Source organism: Paenibacillus sp. 01T47, from assembly GCF_056398245.1.
Genome location: NZ_JBFTPA010000011.1, coordinates 1 through 14,661, shown reverse-complemented (window position 1 = coordinate 14,661; position 14,661 = coordinate 1). Strand labels below are relative to the sequence as shown.

The following is a 14,661-nucleotide window of genomic DNA, read 5'->3' as shown; positions in this document are numbered from 1 at the left end:
GCTAGTATGCGACGTAAACTTGAATGTCCTGATCATAATTTCCGAATTGTTTGCCGAACATACTTAACCCTCCGCTGTGGGTTGCAGTCTCCGGCGCACATATACGGAATCTGATGTCGTCGCCAAAGCCAACATCAAGATCCGTTATCGTCCGATCAGACATCCGAATGCCATCGATGAAGGAGCCTCCTGAGTCGATGGTTATTTGTTTCAGCAAGCCATGCTGAGTCCCCAAATCCCACCAGCTAGGCGTATACACACCCTTTACTGCACCGAAGTCTCCTGGACAAGTCCATACGCCGAGCAAGATGTCATTAATATAAAAGGAAAGATCGGAAGGCCAGTTCTCGTTGTAGTGCGGTGCTTCCGAGCATATTTCAAGCGATATGGAAATGCTTTTTGCCGATTGTTTTCCTACTAAATAATTAGGAATGCGATATTCAATATAGCCGCTTCCGAACCACAGGTGGCATGCCTTCACATGTTCAGGATCGGAGAAGTAGCGCGGGTCATCCACCATGCCGATAATTTTGGTGTCCGATGTCAGTCCGCAAGTAGGCTTTACTTCATAAGAGGAATATTGACCAATTGGGATGGATACGGCATACCTATTTTGAATGGTTTGCTCCTTCACACGAAATTGCAGCGTAGCAGAATCGAGTGTGAGATGGCACACCTTTTGGCGGCCTCTCGTGCTGGGCACACTTTCTGTCGTAATAATGGATGCTTCTTCTAGCTTCTGAATATGTTTAGTCACAATGGCTGACGAAATGCCTAGCGCTTCAGCTATTTCTTTAATGTTCATTGGTTTAATATTTAATAATTCAATGATCTTCACTCTTGTGTCCGATGCAAAGCATTCAAGAAATTTGATATTGCGGCTGTTAACCTCTATGTTCATCGATTGATCCTCATTCCGTTATGTTTGCTAACATTATATAATTCGAAAGTTAATTACACAACTCAAATGTTTACTAATTAAAGCGTTTGAACGTTGTAAATAAAAGAAGAGGGTGTCCTCATGGCCTGTATAGACCAAAAGGAACACCCTCTTCGTATTTCGGTATATGGGAAGTCTAGATTAATATAGGGAAATGGTTAGAGTGTCACGTTCGAAATAAGAATGAAGCGTTGCCTCACTGCCTACAATTTCTACGCTAATTAGCGATTTGATACATGTTTTAAGTGCGTTTTTGCCTGTTGTCAGTTTACGATTAAGTACTGCGGTCAATTTCTCAATGGCTTGCTTATTTGTATCTGTTAAATAGACAGGTATCGTTTTATTTTGGAACATCAGCATCGTTTTCATAGTATGGACCTCCATCCCGCGAAGGATTTTTTTTTATAGTGTAACGTACAATTATTAAATAATTCTTAAAATTCGGTGAGTATTTGGTTACAAAGCTGTAACTTTTGAGTAAATGACCAAATCATACACGTTTTTTCTTATTATGGACGACGATCCGACGATTCAAGCTGTTTTTTGCGGAACTGGGAAGGCGTGCATTTCATCATTTTGCGAAAAACTTTGACGAAATAACTAATATGATCGAATCCGACATCAAGCGCTACAGCTGCTATTTTGAGCTCTGGCTTCAAAAGCAGCTCCGTTGCTTGTCTAATTCGATAAGCATTCAAATACTCAATTGGCGTTTGTCTGGTCATCGTCTTGAAGAAGCGGCAAAACTGACCTTCGCTCATCGGAATTTGATCAGCAATTTCTGCGATCCGTATAGGGCGCTGGAAATGATTTTGCATATAAACAATAGCGGTCTTCAGTCTGTCAATTTTTGTAGAGTCGGCATTGCTTGTTTCACTGCGGTTGCAAAACTTGCTTTGCGCGGCAATTTCATGAAGCATTAAATAAAAGTGACCCTTCACCGCGGTCTCATGACCAGGCTTCTGACTTTGACATACGTTCATAATGCATTGCAAATGCTGAAGCAGCGCGATTTCCCATTCTGTTTTTGGCTGAATATGTCTAGGAAACGTCTTTTTCTTGTCTTGAAGCGGTGAAATAAATCGTTCCTGTACGGCATCATAGCTGGCACTGGCGAGCAAATGAGTGTCGAACACGATGGCGCAAAAAGAACAGGCAGTATCACCTTGTGCATGTCCAGCATGAATGTCGCCACCGTCTATAAAAACAGCTTCGCCTGTTTTTACAATGAAATAATCGGTATCAACCTGGAACAGCACTTCACCTTCAAGCACATAAAAAAACTCTGCTTCAGCATGCCAATGACAATCCAGAACGGGGACGCCAGCCTCTTCATGTTCAATCCAGTAGGCGGCAAGCGGGAACATATTATCGCCATGCAGCCGGTCTTCTTTTAAGGCGTGCCTAGTTGTTTGATCCATTTTGAGAGGCCTCCTGTGCTTGATGCGAGTTAGTTGCCATTCCATAGAGGCATATCGTCAAAATAGTGCTATAGATGAGCAGTATTCTGTTAGAATTATTCGATTAATTATCAGTATAATGCAATTATATAGGATTGCAAATAAAACTAAACAGGAAGGTTGGTTCAGTCGATGAAATTTACAGACGGCAACTGGCTCATTCGTGATGAATACAAAGTATTAGGGGCTGTACAAGTCCATGATTTCGAGCAAAAGGATGGCAAACTAACTGCTTATGCTTCGCCACAACCTATCTATAATCGTTCTAATATGCTGGATACGATGTTGTTAACGGTCCATTTTCATTCACCGCTGCCAGGCATTATTGGCGTTAAGCTTGTGCATCATGCAGGTGTTCAGGAGCGTGGCCCAGTGTTCGAGCTGTCCTCGCAAACTGGCGACCATGTTGTAATTGAAGAAAACGATGAGCGGGCTGTTCTAACAAGCGGCAGCCTTAGCGTTCATATCCGTAAAGGAGCCGTATGGGCGGTGGATTTCTATCGTGCGGGCGAGCGGATTACGGGAAGTACGCAAAAATCGATGGCCTACATTAAAGAAGACAACGGCAATACGTTTATGCGCGAAGAATTGGATGTTGGTGTTGGCGAGTGGGTATATGGCCTTGGCGAGCGCTTCACGCCTTTCGTAAGAAACGGACAAGTAGTAGATCTCTGGAACAAAGACGGGGGCACAAGCTCGGAGCAATCGTACAAAAATATTCCTTTCTACATGACCAATAAGGGATATGGTGTATTCGTCAATCATCCAGAGCTGGTATCATTCGAGATCGCTTCGGAAAAAGTAAAAAAGGTACAATTCAGTGTATCAGGAGAATCACTCGAATATTTCATTATCGATGGTCCGAGCATGAAGGATGTTCTTCATAAATATACAGATTTGACTGGCAAGCCAGCGCTGCCGCCGGCATGGACATTTGGTTTATGGCTTACCACTTCATTTACGACTAACTATGATGAAGCAACAGTTAATTCATTCGTCGATGGCATGGCAGAACGTGATCTTCCATTGCATGTGTTTCACTTCGACTGTTTCTGGATGCGTGAGTTTCATTGGACGGATTTCAAATGGGATGAGCGGGTATTCCCAGACCCTGTCGGGATGCTGTCGCGGCTCAAAGAAAAAGGGCTTAAAATTTGCGTGTGGATCAATCCTTATATCGCTCAGCGCTCGCGCTTGTTCGAGGAAGGCAAACAAAATGGCTATTTGGTGAAAAAGCCAAACGGCGATGTGTGGCAATGGGATTTGTGGCAGCCAGGCATGACGCTCGTTGATTTCACAAACCCAGCAGCATGCGAGTGGTACGCAAGTTATCTGCGTGAGCTTGTCGATATGGGTGTGGACAGCTTTAAAACCGACTTCGGTGAGCGTATTCCGACCGATGTCGCTTATTTTGACGGCTCGGATCCGATGAAAATGCACAATTACTATACTCAGCTTTATAACAAAGTCGTATTTGAAGTGCTTGAAGAGAAGCTTGGCCGTAACGAAGCCGCTTTGTTTGCCCGTTCAGCTACGGCAGGCGGCCAGAAATTCCCCGTACATTGGGGCGGCGACTGTTATGCAGACTATGAGTCCATGGCAGAGAGCTTGCGCGGCGGCTTGTCGCTTGGGATGTCGGGCTTTGGCTTCTGGAGCCACGATATTGGCGGATTCGAGAATACTGCGCCAGAGCATGTATTCAAACGTTGGTTAGCTTTTGGTCTGCTGTCCAGCCATAGCCGCCTGCATGGAAGCAAATCGTATAGAGTGCCTTGGGCATACGATACGGAAGCGGTAGATGTTACTCGCTTCTTCACGAAGCTGAAATGCCGGATCATGCCTTACTTATTTAATACAGCTGTTCAAGCAACTGAGCTGGGCTTGCCTTCGATGCGTGCCATGGTGCTTGAGTTCCCTGAAGATCCGACCAGCGAAATGCTGGACCGCCAATACATGCTGGGCGACTCTATACTGGTAGCTCCTATTTTCAACGAGCAGGGCCATGTAACTTATTATTTGCCAGCTGGAAAATGGACGCATTTGTTATCCGGAGAAATTGTAGAAGGCGGCTCATGGCGCAAAGAGAAATATGACTTCTTTAGCCTTCCATTATTCGTTCGTCCTAATTCCATTATTGCGCTTGGAGCGAATGAGGTTAAACCAGATTATGATTATGCGGATGGCGTCCAGTTTGAGCTTCATAATCTGGAAGACGGAAAAACAGCTGCAACGGCTGTGCGCAATACCAAAGGCGATACAGAATTGACGATCTCGGCAACACGCCAAGGCGAAGCGATCACTGTTCAATTAGAGGGCAGCGGCAAAGCATTCTCGTTGGAACTGAAGGGGCTAGGTCCAATTCGTTCAGTTGAAGGGGTAAAAGCTGATGTGAAGGATACAGTTCTGCACATTGCTGCAGGCTCGAAGCAGCTGGCGTTTACGATTCATATCTAAACAAATAAGAGGCAGCTTCGTCCCAGCCGTATACAGGCTAGGCCGAAGCTGCCCCTTTTATAGGGCCATTGTACGAGCATTGACCAAAATCGCATAAGAAAAGACTAATAATACAACTGGTTTTCGCATAGGACTGTCGATATAATAAAGATCAGAAAACAAAATCAAATACATCAAATAATAAATATAAGGGAGTGCAGCTCACATGTCACGAATGAATATTGGTTTGCAATTGTACACGTTAAGAGACGCTACCGCACAAGATTTTGAAGGCACGCTTCGCAAGGTTGCAGCAATGGGTTATGAGGGCGTAGAATTTGCAGGTTACGGCGATATCAAAGCTGAAGACATGCGCGACCTGCTTCAAGAATTGAATCTGAAAGCAATCGGAAGCCACGTCGGCTTGCATCTGCTTGAAGGCAATCTTGATGAGGAAATTGCTTATCTTCAAACCATTGGAGCTAAATATGCTATATGTCCTTGGTTGCCGGTAGATGCTCGTGATACAGAAGCATGGCGCGGACATCTCGTGAAATTTGAAGAGTATGGTAAGCGTTTCCGTGAAGCAGGCATTTCTTTCGCTTACCACAACCATGAATTTGAATTTGAAGTTGAAATCGACGGCCAAATCGTATTTGACGCTTTGTATGAGCGGATTGATCCGCAATATCTACAAGTTGAAATGGATATCGGCTGGGTACAATACTCCGGTGTAGACCCGCTTGCTTACATTGCAAAATACGCAGGACGTTTGCCGCTTCTTCATTTGAAGGACTTCCGCGCTGGTGAGAAGGGTCAACAAATCGATACAGTAGAGCTTGGCCGTGGCGATTTGCCGCTTCTTCCTATTATTGATGCTGCCTCGAAAGCATCTGTAGAATGGATTATTGTTGAGCAGGACACTTGTGCGAATCCTCCGATTGAAGCTGTTGCAGAAAGCATGGAATGGTTGAAAACTAATTTTTTGAACAAATAATAATCTAATTAATAATAGATAGGGGAAAATATTCATGTCTAAAGTACGTATAGCAGTTATAGGTTGCGGATCGATTTCGAAATACCGTCATATCCCGGAATATGCAGCTCATGAGAATGTTGAGCTTGTTGCATTCGTAGATCCAATTATCGAGCGCGCAGAACATTATGCGAATTTACATGGCGGCAAAGCGTTTGCTGATTTCGAAACGATGCTTGCAGAAATCAAACCTGATGCAGTAAGCGTATGTACGCCAAATGCATTGCATGCTTCCATGTCTATTACAGCAGCTAATGCGGGTGCTCATGTTCTAGTTGAGAAGCCAATGGCTGTAACAGATGAAGAAGCGGAAGCGATGATTGAAGCAGCTAAGAAAAACGGCGTTCACTTGATGGTTGGCCATAACCAACGCTTCATGCCGCCGCATGTTAAAGCGAAGCAAGTATTGCAGTCCGGCATTCTAGGCAAAGTACTTACATTCCGCACATCGTTTGGTCACCCTGGTCCAGATGGCTGGAGCATCGATGGCGCAGAAAGCTGGTTCTTCCGTAAGCCAGAAGCTATTATGGGCGCAATGGGCGATCTTGGCGTTCATAAATCCGATCTTATTCGCTGGATGCTTGACGACGAAGTTTCAGAAGTAGCTGGATTTGTTGGCACGCTTGATAAGGATACCGATGTTGATGATAACGCATCTTGCTTGCTTCGTATGAAGAGCGGTGCAATCGGCACGCTTGTAGCAAGCTGGACTTACTATAAGGGTGAGGACAACAGCACTATTTTGTGGTGCGAGAACGGCGTTATGAAAATCGGTACGCATCCTGACGATCAAGTAATCGTGGAGCTGCGCAACGGCACAGTAGAGAAGCATAAAGTAGGCGCAATCTCGACTAACGATAAGCAAGAGACAAGCGGCGTAGTCAATGCTTTCTTGGAAAGCATTCTTACGAACACAACACCTGCTGTAAGCGGTGAAGATGGCCGTGCTTCTTTGAAAGTTATCTTGTGTGCATTTGAGTCACAAGCAACAGGCAAATTCATTAGCGTAAACTAAGTAATGTACAGGAATGCCTTCAACCGACGTGCGCAAGCCGTGAGGTTGGAGGTATTCTTTTTTGCACACTATCTTGCATTGTAGAATAGCATGTGGTAAATTATACAAAAGACGGAATTGCTGTACAGTGCTATACTGTATTGATTAATAGTAAGTTATGCTTAGTATCTTTCCACATACAGTACCGAAGAATTAGAACTTCAATGATGGAGGACACGAAATGAACATTCAATTTAAAAAGGGCGTGCTTGAAATATGCGTTCTTGTGCTTGCGACAAGGGGAGATCGATACGGCTACGAGCTGGCTGTTAAAATTTCCGAAAAGTTTGAAGTAGCAGTCGGAAGCGTATATCCATTACTAAGCAGATTGACACAGGACGGCTATTTCTCAACCTATTTGAAGGAATCAACTGAAGGCCCGCCTCGGAAATATTATCAATTAACAGCAGAGGGCTGGAGTCATATGCGCAAATTAATTGCAGAATGGGAAAGTTTCACGCAATCCGTAAATGAAATTGTAGAGGAAGGTTTAAGACCATGACGACAAGAGATCGATATATGTTGGAGCTTGAGAGCATGCTCAAAGTCATTCCAGAGCCGCAGCGTAAGGAATGGCTGTACGATTATTATCTTCATTTTCAGCAAGCGGTAGAGAATGGTCAAACCGAGGAGCAAGCAGCAAGCGAGCTGGGAGATCCAAGAATGATTGCGAACGAGATGCTGCTTGGATACCGAGTTAATCAGGCAGAGACGAACAAGGGCTTTGGAAAGCTCTCTAAGGCTGTATTTGCAACAGCAAGCCTTGGTTTATTCAATATTATATTCGTTCTAGGACCCTATCTGGCTCTGGCGTCGGTCATTGTTGCTTTATGGGCGTCAGCTTTGGGAATAGGTGTAGGCGGTATCGGAATCATGGTAGAGAGCTTATGGAACGGCACATTTACTATGCCACAGGCATTGACGATAGGCTTGATTACAAGCTCAATTACGATTTTACTCATCATCGGCTTAAAGGCACTTACAACTTCCTTCTATAAAATGACCTTAAAATATTTGAAATTCAACACAAGAATTGTAAAGGGGAATAACAAATGAAAAAACTAGCCGCATTCGCTTTAATTTTGCTTGGTATAGGAGTACTTTGCGCGTTTTTTGTATTCGATAAAGATGAACTTGTAACGAAATTTCAGGGCGAACCTTTTTTGCAGGAAAAAACGATTGATGCATCGTCCATTCGCTCGATCCATGCGGAGACGGATACGTTTAATATCACTTTCGTTCCCGGCACAGCAGATGATATTAAAGTGAGACTTGAAGGAGATGTAAGTGAAAAGCTTGCTGGAGACGTCATCCTAACGGCAGCTCCTAAAGGGGATACGCTTAATATTGAGGCAAATACGAAGGATCGTTTTACATTCGGTATTTCTATCGTTAACTTGAAGCTGACGATTGAGGTGCCTGCTAAGCTATGGACCTCAGTTGATATCGAAACAGATACAGGAAACATTGTAGTGAATCAGATGGAAGCTGACAAAATGAAATTAAAATCAGAAACCGGCAATATAAAATTAACGAATTACACGGCTCAGGAGCTTGAATTAAAAACAGATACTGGAAACATTAATATTGCGGACGGAAAAGGCATTCTAAAAGCAGAATCTGAGACGGGAAATGTACGAGTTGAAACAGACGAATTACGCAGCGATCTTTCAATTAAGACGGATACCGGGAATATTATCGTTAATGCAGATAAGCAGCCAGCTTCGGCTTCTATTCGTATCAAGAAGGATACCGGAAACAGCAAGGTGGATTGGGATGGTTTCTCAGTTAACAAGGAAACAGAAAATAATATTGAAGGTGTAATCGGCAGCGGTGATATCAAAATAAGCATGGAGTCTGAGACGGGCAACATCAAACTCGGCACTCGATAAGCAAAAATAGATTTATCAAAACAAGAAGCAAGTCGTGGAATATATCCATGGCTTGCTTTTTTTATGTGTTTGCCGTCTCGATTCATTCATGTATCGCATAAAATATAGCAATTGTTTATCGAGAGGATGCGAAACGAAATGGTCGTAGAGCGCAAATATTTTCAAAGGTTTACTTTTGCGGAGTATGTTGAGTATTTGAAACCATTCGTATCAAAAGTGAAGTTTTCGCAGATTCATGTGCATGGAACATGGAAGCCGACTATTGTGGATTATCGCAGAGCTGCGGATAAAATGAAAATCATTCAAGGGATGTGGCGGTTTCATGCGATTACACAAAATTGGGGTGATATCGCCCAGCACGCAACGATCGACCCTGACGGCTATATATGGGAGGGGCGTTCTCTTCTGGACGCACCGGCCTCTGCTGTTGGCTACAACGACCCTGATCCAGACCGCATACATCCGTTTATGTTCGAGATGATCGGTAATTTTGATGTTGGAGCTGAGAAGCTGGAAGGTGCTCAGCTTGCTTCAGCCGTAAAGCTGACTAGTCAAATTGCTGCGATGTGGAAGCTGCCAGAGAGTCAAATTTTATTTCATCGCGAAATGAATCCAGTGAAAACATGTCCAGGAAGTTCAGTTAACAAAGCGGCTTTCTTAGAGCTTGTTCGCGACTGGAGGGATGTTGATATGAACGCAGCAGATGCTAACAAAATTATCTCTACTTGGCTCTCTCCAGCATGGTTTGCAGCAACCACCAAAGCGGAGAAAGATGAAATTCATCGTCTTGCAAATGAGCTTCGAAAAGCTAGCGGGCAGCTCTAAAAGCAGCAAAAAACGGTGATGAGCATATTCTCATAAAGCAGTAATGGTGCTGTTTTGCTAGCTATTTTCACGTGATTACCAGTTTTTGTGTCATGTAACACCAAAAACCCCATGGTAAGATAAGTGGCGTCAGGAAGAACGATGCGCAAACAAAACGAATGCGCAGCTGAAAAAGCTTCAGTCGTCAGACGCTTTTTTACAAAAACTTATCTTATTAGGAGGATTCATTCATGAAGATGCAACCAATACGTGTAGGTGTCGCTGGCATAATCGCAGCAACGGTGATCGGCGCAGGTTTTACGGCTCCAACGGCAGGTGCAGCACCGGCTGTGAAAACTTTCTCCACGATTCAACAACCATGCCTCATTAGCCAAGATACGATCAAACAGATCGGTGATAAATATGGAATAGATATTAGCAAGCTTTTGAATGGCAGCTTCATTCAATGGCCTACGACAGGCGGTAACACAGGAACAGTAACAAAACCCGGAACAGGTACTGGAACAGTAACTAATCCGGGAACAGGCACTGGAACAGTAACTAAGCCAGGAACTGGCACCGGAACAGTAACTAAGCCAGGAAATGGTACTGGAACAGTAACTAAGCCGGGAACAGGCACAGGAACAGTAACAAAACCAGGAACAGGCACTGGAACAGTAACAAAACCAGGAACTGGTACTGGAACAGTAACAAAACCAGGAACTGGTACTGGAACAGTAACAAAACCAGGAACTGGTACTGGTACAGGAACTGAAACAAAACCGGGAACAGGTACCGACACAGGGGCTTCCAATTTGAGTGCTTATCAATCACAAGTTGTCGACTTAGTTAATAAGGAACGTGCTAAAGTTGGCTTGTCCGCTTTGAAGAGCGATACGCTTCTTACGAAAGTAGCGTCAGAGAAAGCAAGAGATATGGACGTTAACAACTACTTCAGCCACACATCGCCGACATACGGATCTCCTTTTGATATGATGCGTTCTTTCGGAGTGACTTATTCTTATGCTGGTGAGAACATTGCTTCTGGTCAAAAAACACCACAAGATGTTATGACTGCTTGGATGAACAGCCCAGGTCACAAAGCAAACATTCTTAGCGGCAACTTTACAAAAATCGGCGTTGGTTATGTAAACGGCGAATGGGTTCAAATGTTTATCGGCTAGTCTTTCTTTAAACCTTATACAACAGCAATACGTTAAGGGCGGACAACCGCCCTTAACAATATTTATAATCACGTGATCGAAGTTGTGAAACTTCGGGAACGCACAGGAGGATTTACCCCATGTTTAAAAAACGTACATTAGCAGCAGCAGTAGTAGGATTATCGGTTATGATGGCAGCAGGAACAGTAAGTGCAGCTTCGAAAACACATACAGCGAATGACAATGATACATTCTGGAAGCTATCCAAGCAGTACAGTGTACCTTTGGATACACTAATGGAAGCTAATCCAAAAATCGATCCGCTTAACCTATATAAAGGTTTAAAGCTTACTATACCTTCCACAGAAGCTTCTGTAGAGAAGAAACCAGCAACGATGAATTCAGCAGCTGACGACTCCTCAAAAACAGTTAAAGCCATGAATGGAAAAGAATACGCTTACTCGAAAGCGCTTCTCGTACAAGCTACGGCTTATACAGCAGCAGCATCTGAGAATGGCAAGTGGGGAGCAGTCGACTACTTTGGAGACAAGCTCCAGGTTGGTACGATTGCCGTAGATCCGAAAATGATACCTCTTGGCACAAAGCTTTATGTGACAGGGTATTCCTATAATGGTTTGCCGCAAGGCGGAATGATTGCAACAGCAACAGATATTGGCGGTTCGATTAAAGGCAATCGCGTTGATATTTTTGTACCAGGCTCAACAAGCCAAGCCATGTCTTTTGGTATCCAAAACGTGAAAGTATTCGTTCTTGAATAAAAATATAGATGGAAAAGGCAATCCACTCTTCATGAGGGATTGCCTTTTTTTTGTACAGAAAACTCAACGGGCTGCGGATTGTCCGACGAGCTCAGGCAATGTAACGAGCTCATACCCTTTGCTTTCCAGCAATTGGATGAGCTTCGGGAGTGCAGCAACCGTGCCGGATAAATTTTGTCCGACTCCTCCGCCTGCGTGCTGTAAAATAATCGATCCAGGTTGAAGTGTTCTTTTTATATTTTGCAGCACCAATGCGCTGCTAGGATTGTTTTTCCAATCTATGGAATCCACATCCCAGTTGACGATAGCAAATCCAGCCTGCTTGCTCCATCTTACTTGCTGAGGCAGCAGTTCACCGTATGGCGGTCGTATAAAATGAGGAGAATATCCGACTATATTTTTTATTATGGTGTCCGTTCGCCAAATTTGCTTCTGATACTTCGTTAAAGTAAGCTTTGAAAAAATGGCATGGTCATAAGAGTGATTACCTATGACATGCCCTTCGTTATGTATCCGCTTTACTAATGCAGGGTATTTGGCAGCACGGTTCCCTACAATAAAAAAAGTAGCGCAAACATCATGCTCCGCTAATATATCCAAAATAGCTGGTGTATATCTGGGATCGGGAACATCATCAAACGTTAGCGCGACTCTTTTCTTATTACGAGGCCCATTAAGGAGAAAGGCATTGGGAAATTGCCTATGAAGCCTATCCCAAGACACGACAGCCGTTTTTCGTTTTTTTGATTCTTTTGCAGGTTTGAACTGAGCTATTTGCTGCTTATCGGCAGCTAAAGCATAGGAATCGGTTGATAGATTAAGCAGCATAAAACCGATTAAAGCAATGCCCGCCACAGTCTTCCCCATTTTATGTGGTGTTTTCCACATTTGCATCAGTCCCCATGATTGATTGTAAACAAGCCGTGCCGCTATTTTACCCATGCTGTATACTTTCATGCGCTTTACTTTAAAAAAAGAGAGGCTTAAACTAAACATAGTTCACCAATTCATGGCAGGGGGGTTATCTTTTATGAAGTTATTGCAGTTTAAGCAATCCGATCAACTAAGACTCGGCGTGCAGGTTGACTTAGGAATTATTGATATTAAAATGGCCTCTCAAGCTCTGGATATTCCAGCTCCACTTTCTATAGAAGAAGTTATAAGAGGCGGTAAAACAGCATTAGCGGAACTTCAAGCGGTTATTGAGGCTGTCGTTGCAAATAACAACCACATGTATGTGCTTGAAGATACAAATTTCGCTTACGCACCGGTCGTTTCGAACCCGCAAAAAATGGTTTGCGTCGGTTTAAATTACCGCAAGCATGCAGAGGAGACGAAAGCTGAAATTCCGACCACCCCTATTTTGTTTAATAAATTTGCCAATGCCCTGAGTGCACATGGTGATGAGGTGGAGCTGCCGCTTACGAGCAATGAGGTGGATTATGAAGCTGAGCTTGCGATCATTATAGGAAAAACGGCAAAAAACATCGAAGAAGCGGATGCGCTTGATTATGTTTTTGGCTATAGCTGCGCTAACGATTTGTCAGCGAGGAACCTGCAGCGCCGTACATCCCAGTGGATGCTTGGCAAAAGCTGCGACGGATTTGCACCAATTGGTCCTTATATCGTAACGTCAGATGAAGTAAATGATCCGGATAAGCTCACTATTTCTTGCCGCGTAAACGGTGTTCAAAAGCAGCATTCGAATACGGAAGATATGATTTTTTCTTGCCGATCTATCATTAGTTATATTTCTAAGCATATGACACTCGTACCTGGCGATATCATATTAACAGGAACTCCAGAAGGGGTAGTAATCGGATACCCGAGAGATCAAAGGGTGTATTTAAAATCAGGTGATGTGGTAACCGTGGAAATCGAGCAGCTTGGTGAGTTAACTGTCACAATGAGATAATGAAATGCAATTGATAATCATTTTCGTCCGTTGTATAATAAATCGTATCGTTTATTATTGTACATTCATGTTATGGAAGGACGAGAACATCAATGAATGAAGCGTTGTTTGCGATGTTGGAGGACAGCTATGATTTAACGGTAAATAAACGAGAAAATCTTCTGTTTACCTGCCCTGCAATAGATCTGTTGGATGAGAACAAATTGAAGCAATTATTAGCTTTCTATACACCACTAGTTAAAGGCATGGACCCTTCCGTAGGGGAAGTGTACATGGCAGGTTGGTTTCGCGGGCCTATGCTGGGCTTGCTCTATACGTTGTCTGTTTTAAAACAAGCGCCGGATTTGTCACTTAACAATTTAATGGTTCAAATATACAAGGCTGAATATAACAATCATGAATATATTGCTGTCAGCTTTTACTTACATAACTCTGAATTTGTAGCGGCTCCACTACCTTTAGATGAACAAGACATGTGGATTAAGGATAAAATCAGCTCTTTTTTTGAACATACGATACGTCCTGTATTTGACATGATTGCAAAGGTAGGAACGTTGAAAGTAGGCATGCTTTGGAGCCAGCTTCCTACCTCGCTTGAATATGGGTATGACAGAATGCTGAGTGCCGAAGTAGATGAACAGGCAAAGCAAAGCATTGTGACCTATTTCAATATGGTCAAATCGCTTGATGGCGAGGTTTTCGGCAGAAGCAAAAATCCGCTTGATGTGAAATTCCGTATGACAGAGTCATTGGGAGACAAAGATAAGCAGGTTCGGCTGAAAGCAGCATGCTGCTTGTATTACTTAGTTGATGGCGGCTATTATTGTTATACTTGCCCAAGGGTAAAAGAAAGTGTTCGTGCAGAACAGCGTGAAGAATATCGCTGCAAGCAGCAGGCGTAAAATAAGAAAGACCATAATCATCCATTTTGAATGGATGAAGTGACCCCAAAAAGTTAGACAGGTTATTTTATTAGGCGATATTCTGGGAATGAGTCCGGTACAGTACCGGACTCATTCCTTTTAATTTTGTCCTRATACGCTTGTGATTGTAATAATCGATATATTTTGATAGCTCATGCTTAAAATGTTCAATACTTTCAAATTCATTTAAATAAAGAAATTCAGATTTCATTGTGCCAAAAAAGCTCTCGATGACGGCGTTATCGTAGCAGTTGCCTTTGCG

At 43.3% G+C, this 14,661-nt stretch carries 16 protein-coding genes; 11 read left to right on the top strand and 5 right to left on the bottom strand.

What is annotated here, in order from left to right; all coding sequences use genetic code 11:
- Position 1 precedes the first annotated feature (1 nt).
- The 3 genes from AC1DOV_RS20645 to AC1DOV_RS20635 all read right to left on the bottom strand — a co-directional run bounded on the left by AC1DOV_RS20645 (position 2) and on the right by AC1DOV_RS20635 (position 2,361).
- A complete protein-coding gene (locus AC1DOV_RS20645) occupies positions 2-901 on the bottom strand; it encodes an ArsR/SmtB family transcription factor (RefSeq protein WP_339204507.1) in 900 nt (299 codons plus the stop codon).
- Positions 902-1,081: 180 nt separating this feature from the next.
- Positions 1,082-1,309: a hypothetical protein gene (locus tag AC1DOV_RS20640; protein ID WP_053372108.1), complete on the bottom strand. Its 228-nt coding sequence runs from the start codon at positions 1,307-1,309 to the stop codon at positions 1,082-1,084.
- A 140-nt stretch (positions 1,310-1,449) separates the two neighbouring features.
- Positions 1,450-2,361 (bottom strand): AraC family transcriptional regulator, encoded by a 912-nt coding sequence (locus AC1DOV_RS20635; RefSeq protein ID WP_477550945.1) that lies wholly within the window; start codon positions 2,359-2,361, stop codon positions 1,450-1,452.
- A gap of 171 nt (positions 2,362-2,532) precedes the next feature.
- Between AC1DOV_RS20635 and yicI the strand changes: the two genes are divergently transcribed.
- The 9 genes from yicI (at position 2,533) to AC1DOV_RS20590 (ending at position 11,561) form a co-directional block, all read left to right on the top strand.
- Positions 2,533-4,854 (top strand): alpha-xylosidase, encoded by a 2,322-nt coding sequence (gene yicI, locus AC1DOV_RS20630; RefSeq protein WP_477550944.1) that lies wholly within the window; start codon positions 2,533-2,535, stop codon positions 4,852-4,854.
- 205 nt (positions 4,855-5,059) lie between these two features.
- Positions 5,060-5,830 carry a sugar phosphate isomerase/epimerase family protein gene (locus tag AC1DOV_RS20625; RefSeq protein ID WP_339204504.1) on the top strand — a complete coding sequence of 257 codons (771 nt, stop codon included), beginning with the start codon at positions 5,060-5,062 and terminating at the stop codon, positions 5,828-5,830.
- 34 nt (positions 5,831-5,864) lie between these two features.
- Positions 5,865-6,884 (top strand): Gfo/Idh/MocA family protein, encoded by a 1,020-nt coding sequence (locus AC1DOV_RS20620; RefSeq protein ID WP_477550943.1) that lies wholly within the window; start codon positions 5,865-5,867, stop codon positions 6,882-6,884.
- Positions 6,885-7,104: 220 nt separating this feature from the next.
- Entirely contained in the window at positions 7,105-7,425 is a 321-nt protein-coding gene (locus AC1DOV_RS20615) for a PadR family transcriptional regulator (RefSeq protein WP_076267484.1), read from the top strand.
- Positions 7,422-7,979: an HAAS signaling domain-containing protein gene (locus tag AC1DOV_RS20610; protein ID WP_076267485.1), complete on the top strand. Its 558-nt coding sequence runs from the start codon at positions 7,422-7,424 to the stop codon at positions 7,977-7,979. The genes AC1DOV_RS20615 and AC1DOV_RS20610 overlap by 4 nt, the downstream gene beginning before the upstream one ends.
- A complete protein-coding gene (locus AC1DOV_RS20605) occupies positions 7,976-8,815 on the top strand; it encodes a DUF4097 family beta strand repeat-containing protein (protein WP_477550942.1) in 840 nt (279 codons plus the stop codon). The genes AC1DOV_RS20610 and AC1DOV_RS20605 overlap by 4 nt, the downstream gene beginning before the upstream one ends.
- A 138-nt stretch (positions 8,816-8,953) precedes the next feature.
- On the top strand, positions 8,954-9,640 hold the full coding sequence (locus AC1DOV_RS20600; RefSeq protein ID WP_477550941.1) for a peptidoglycan recognition protein family protein: 687 nt from the start codon (positions 8,954-8,956) through the stop codon (positions 9,638-9,640).
- A 230-nt stretch (positions 9,641-9,870) separates the two neighbouring features.
- Entirely contained in the window at positions 9,871-10,803 is a 933-nt protein-coding gene (locus AC1DOV_RS20595; RefSeq protein WP_477550940.1) for a CAP domain-containing protein, read from the top strand.
- Between the two features lie 119 nt (positions 10,804-10,922).
- Entirely contained in the window at positions 10,923-11,561 is a 639-nt protein-coding gene (locus AC1DOV_RS20590; RefSeq protein ID WP_076267489.1) for a 3D domain-containing protein, read from the top strand.
- Positions 11,562-11,624: 63 nt separating this feature from the next.
- Here the strand turns inward: AC1DOV_RS20590 and AC1DOV_RS20585 are convergent, their stop codons facing one another.
- Positions 11,625-12,503, bottom strand: coding sequence for a polysaccharide deacetylase family protein (locus AC1DOV_RS20585; protein ID WP_477550939.1), 879 nt, complete (start codon positions 12,501-12,503; stop codon positions 11,625-11,627).
- Between the two features lie 88 nt (positions 12,504-12,591).
- Between AC1DOV_RS20585 and AC1DOV_RS20580 the strand changes: the two genes are divergently transcribed.
- Positions 12,592-13,476 (top strand): fumarylacetoacetate hydrolase family protein, encoded by an 885-nt coding sequence (locus AC1DOV_RS20580; RefSeq protein WP_477550938.1) that lies wholly within the window; start codon positions 12,592-12,594, stop codon positions 13,474-13,476.
- A gap of 92 nt (positions 13,477-13,568) precedes the next feature.
- A complete protein-coding gene (locus AC1DOV_RS20575) occupies positions 13,569-14,378 on the top strand; it encodes a (2Fe-2S)-binding protein (protein WP_477550937.1) in 810 nt (269 codons plus the stop codon).
- Between the two features lie 70 nt (positions 14,379-14,448).
- On the opposite strand, the gene AC1DOV_RS20570 is transcribed toward AC1DOV_RS20575, so the two are convergent.
- On the bottom strand, positions 14,449-14,661 hold a 213-nt coding region (locus AC1DOV_RS20570), incomplete at its 5' end, for an IS3 family transposase (RefSeq protein ID WP_477550936.1).